The following is a 3,603-nucleotide window of genomic DNA, read 5'->3' on the forward strand; positions in this document are numbered from 1 at the left end:
CCGTCCGCTGCCTGCCCCTACACCTCCGCGATCATGCCCCGCACACGAAGAAGTCCCTGTTCATCGAACAGGGACTCCCTTTGCCACAACGCACTAAAACAACGGCATTGACTCTAGGCCGTGGGGAACAGGGTGATGGCCGCGCCCCACAGTGCACCCGGGTTGATGCGGTCGGGGTGCAGCGCCAGCATGGCGTCGTAGAACCTCTTCGCGTCGGTTGCCTGCAACAGCAGTCGACGCGCATCTCGCAGATAGGTGCGGGTGTCCACGATCTGCTCCGGCCCGTCCGGCAGAGCCGGGTCCTTGTGACCGGACACCACGGATTGGGGGTTGAGGCTCTCGGCGATGTCGAGCGCCGCCAGCCAGCTGTCGATGCCCGGAAGCCCGCCGGACTCCGTCAGGTACGGGTGAACGCCGTTGTAGACAGCGTCGCCGGCCACGAGCAGTCCGATGTCCGGCACGTGCAGCATGGTCGTCGCATCCGTATCGGTGTGACCGGCCTCGATCGGCAGCAGACGGTGGCCTTCGAGTTCGAACCCCTCGGGCCCGACGGGGACAGCCGCCACCGTGCCCTGCGGAATCTGTCCGGGGAACACCATGTCCCAGAAGGAATCCCGGAAGGACTGCGCCGCCTGCGCGGTCATCATGTCGATGGTGCCCGCCGTGGCCCGGACGTGGACGCCGGGGAAGCGCTCCAGCAGGGGGATGGCACCGAACCAGTGGTCTCCGTGCCCGTGGGTGACATAGATCGCCGCCAGTTGTCTGCCTGACCGCGCGATCCAGTCGCTCGCAACCGCCGCCTGATCTGTGGTCATGGGCGGGTCGACGAGGACGGCCTCTCGCTCGCCTGTGATCAGCGTGGTCGAGATCGGGGACCACATCCGTCGACTGCCGTCCGGGAGCGGCCCGCGCCCTGACTGGGGAATCCCGGGTGCCACCAACACCTCGTAGGACAAAGCACTGTTCATACGTCGTTCTCCTCTGTACCAAGCGATGCCAGGTGCCGGGAGCCCCGGCCAACGTCATAGGCATTCGCGTTTTGATTATGTCGAATCATCGCCCTCGACGTACAGTGGCCGCAAGCACGATGACACCCGGAGTCCGACGGGGAAGGGGTGATGCCGCGTGATTACCGGCTTCGGTAGGGCGGCTGAGATCGAACTGGAGCCGACCCCGCAGGGCACGGTTTCGGAACCCCGCTCGCTACGGACAAGGAGCACCGAGTCATCGACGGGCGGAACTACATGCTGGAACAGCCTCTGCAACGGCGTCCTCACCGCCTCCGCGAACACGGGACGGGACTCCCAAGCGCGTCGCCCAGTGCACCTATCCACTCACGGGCCTGCGCTGTGTGTTCCGCGTGTACACGGAACCTCGCCTCCCCCGCCGACCACCGGGGTCGAGAGTCTCCGGCACGCGCTCAGCACCATTAATTCATGATCACTACAAGGAACACGGACTAGTCCATGACCGACAGCTTCATCTTCGACGCCGTACGCACCCCCTTCGGCAAGTACGGCAAGGCCCTGGCGGGCATACGTCCCGACGATCTCGCGGCCACTGTCATGAGCGCGATGGTCGAGCGGCAGCCCGGCCTGGACGCGGCACGCATCGACGACGTCGTCTTCGGCAACGCCAATGGCGCCGGCGAGGACAACCGAAACGTGGCCAGAATGAGCGCACTGCTCGCCGGCTTCCCCACCAGCGTGCCCGGCACGACCGTCAACCGCCTCTGCGGCTCGGGGGTCGAGGCGGTCATCCAGGGAAGCCGTGCCATCGAGAGCGGCGACGCCGACCTCGTCCTGGCCGGCGGCGTCGAATCGATGAGCCGCGCGCCCTGGGTCCTTCCCAAGCCGGACCATGCCTACCCGGCTGGTGACACGGCTCTGGTATCGACAACACTGGGGTGGCGTCTCGTCAACCCCCGCATGCCCGAGCAGTGGACCATCCCCCTCGGGCAGACTGCCGAGATCCTGGCGGACAAGTTCTCCATCTCTCGCGAGGAGCAGGACGCCTTCGCCCTACGGAGTCATCGCAGCGCGGCACGCGCCTTTGCGGAGGGTGCCTACGCGGCCGAAATCGTCGACGTGCCAGGCATTGACCTGACACGTGACGAGGGTATCCGTGACGAGACCAGCATGGCCGCTCTTGCCGCGCTCAAGCCCGCCTTCCTCGCGAACGGCAGTGTGACCGCGGGCAACTCGTCTCCGCTCAACGACGGTGCCTCCGCCGTGCTGCTCGGGTCCGAGAAGGCTCTCCCCGGCATACGGCCGCTGGCTCGCATCATCGGTCGCGGCGTGGCCGGAAACGACCCTGACGTCTTCGGCGTTGCACCAGTGGAAGCCGTCAACCGCGCGCTTGCCCGCGCCGGGAAGACCTGGTCGGACGTGGACCTCGTAGAACTCAACGAGGCGTACGCCGCGCAGTGCCTTGCCTGTCTTCGACTCTGGCCCGACCTGGACCCCGAGAAGGTCAATGTGGACGGCGGTGCCATCGCCATCGGACACCCTCTTGGGGCGTCCGGCGGACGCGTCGTCGGACACCTCGCCCACGCACTGGCCGCACGGGGCGGCGGCATCGGCGTCGCAGCGGTCTGCATCGGCGTGGGGCAGGGCCTGGCAGTCGTTCTTGAAGCCAGTCCCCGACGTTGAGGGTCGGGATCGAGCCGATGAGACGTCCGCCCGCCCTGAAGTGAGTGGGGTGATGTCACTGTCCGGGGCATGACGCAGGCGGGAGGCGGTGAGGAGCCCTTGGACGTCTTCCGGGTCATGCGGCTTCGCCGCACCGCTCCGAAGCGGCAGAGCTGGCCACACCAACAAGTCGATTGCCGCGGGGCCGAGTTCGAGCCTGGCCACAGCCGCGCGGCATCGGCAAGACCGACGCCGACCCTGCTCCGGCACGACCGACCACCCCGAACCGTCGGCACTGGCACGGGTCGTGCTCTGGCCTCGCTGTTTCGCTCCGGCGTGGTGCCTGACGAGGCTATTGACGCCGAACCCGAGCAGGAAGAAGAACCAGTACCAACCTGCGGCACGGGCCAGGAACTTGGGCGGCGTTGCCAGGGCGACCCAGGCGTAGAAGCCGAAGGCGAACAGCGGATAACCGAAGCCCCTGAGGGCGTAGGCCGCGTAGGCCAGGGGGAGTTGGCGCGCATCGAGTGCGTACAGGAAGACAGCTTCAAGGCCGGTCCATATGAAGAAGCCGACCATGATGACCCGCTTGGGTCCCCAGGCGTCCGAGAGGCCACCGCTCAGCCAGGCACCGATCGCGGCCGTGCCGCCGTAGACGGAGAAGAGGGTGGTAACCGTGGTGACGTTCGCACCCAAGCCGATCAAGTGCGGGGAGAGGAAGCCTGCTTCGATGGCCGAACGCGACCAGGCCCGCCGCGAGGACCAACTCGCCGCGGCCCGTGAGGAACTCGCCCGCATCAAGACCGCCCGTCAAACCGACGAGGCCAGAGCGAAGGCCAAGACTGCGAAGACCGGCAAGCGCGCGGCCCCCTCGGACACGCCACACCGCAAGGCCGAGTGCGCGCTGCGTGACCACCCGGCGCTGGGCCGCTGGCTCAAGCAGCACCCCACCACCGGACGGCTGTCCATCGAC

General features: G+C 67.2%; 3 protein-coding genes and 1 pseudogene. 2 read left to right on the plus strand and 2 right to left on the minus strand.

The window, feature by feature from the left end:
• Nucleotides 1-113 precede the first annotated feature (113 nt).
• The gene (locus ACIRPX_RS45855; protein ID WP_404206126.1) at nucleotides 114-956 is read right to left on the minus strand and encodes an MBL fold metallo-hydrolase; all 843 of its coding nucleotides are present in this window, start codon (nucleotides 954-956) and stop codon (nucleotides 114-116) included.
• Between the two features lie 510 nt (nucleotides 957-1,466).
• On the opposite strand from ACIRPX_RS45855, the gene ACIRPX_RS45860 reads away from it, so the two are divergent.
• Nucleotides 1,467-2,651 carry a thiolase family protein gene (locus ACIRPX_RS45860; RefSeq protein WP_404206127.1) on the plus strand — a complete coding sequence of 395 codons (1,185 nt, stop codon included), beginning with the start codon at nucleotides 1,467-1,469 and terminating at the stop codon, nucleotides 2,649-2,651.
• A gap of 348 nt (nucleotides 2,652-2,999) precedes the next feature.
• Here ACIRPX_RS45860 and ACIRPX_RS45865 read toward each other — a convergent pair.
• Nucleotides 3,000-3,428, minus strand: a pseudogene (locus tag ACIRPX_RS45865) (MFS transporter); the annotation flags it as partial.
• Here ACIRPX_RS45865 and ACIRPX_RS45870 point away from each other — a divergent pair.
• On the plus strand, nucleotides 3,361-3,603 hold a 243-nt coding region (locus tag ACIRPX_RS45870), incomplete at its 3' end, for a hypothetical protein (protein WP_404206128.1). The pseudogene ACIRPX_RS45865 and the gene ACIRPX_RS45870 sit on opposite strands and share 68 nt — an antisense overlap.

This window comes from Streptomyces sp. NPDC101225 (assembly GCF_044767585.1).
Lineage (GTDB): Bacteria > Actinomycetota > Actinomycetes > Streptomycetales > Streptomycetaceae > Streptomyces.

Bases quoted from the DNA above. Each gene is read 5' to 3' on its own strand.
- ACIRPX_RS45860 (WP_404206127.1), top strand. From the start codon at position 1,467: ATGACCGACAGCTTCATCTTCGACGCCGTACGCACCCCCTTCGGCAAG.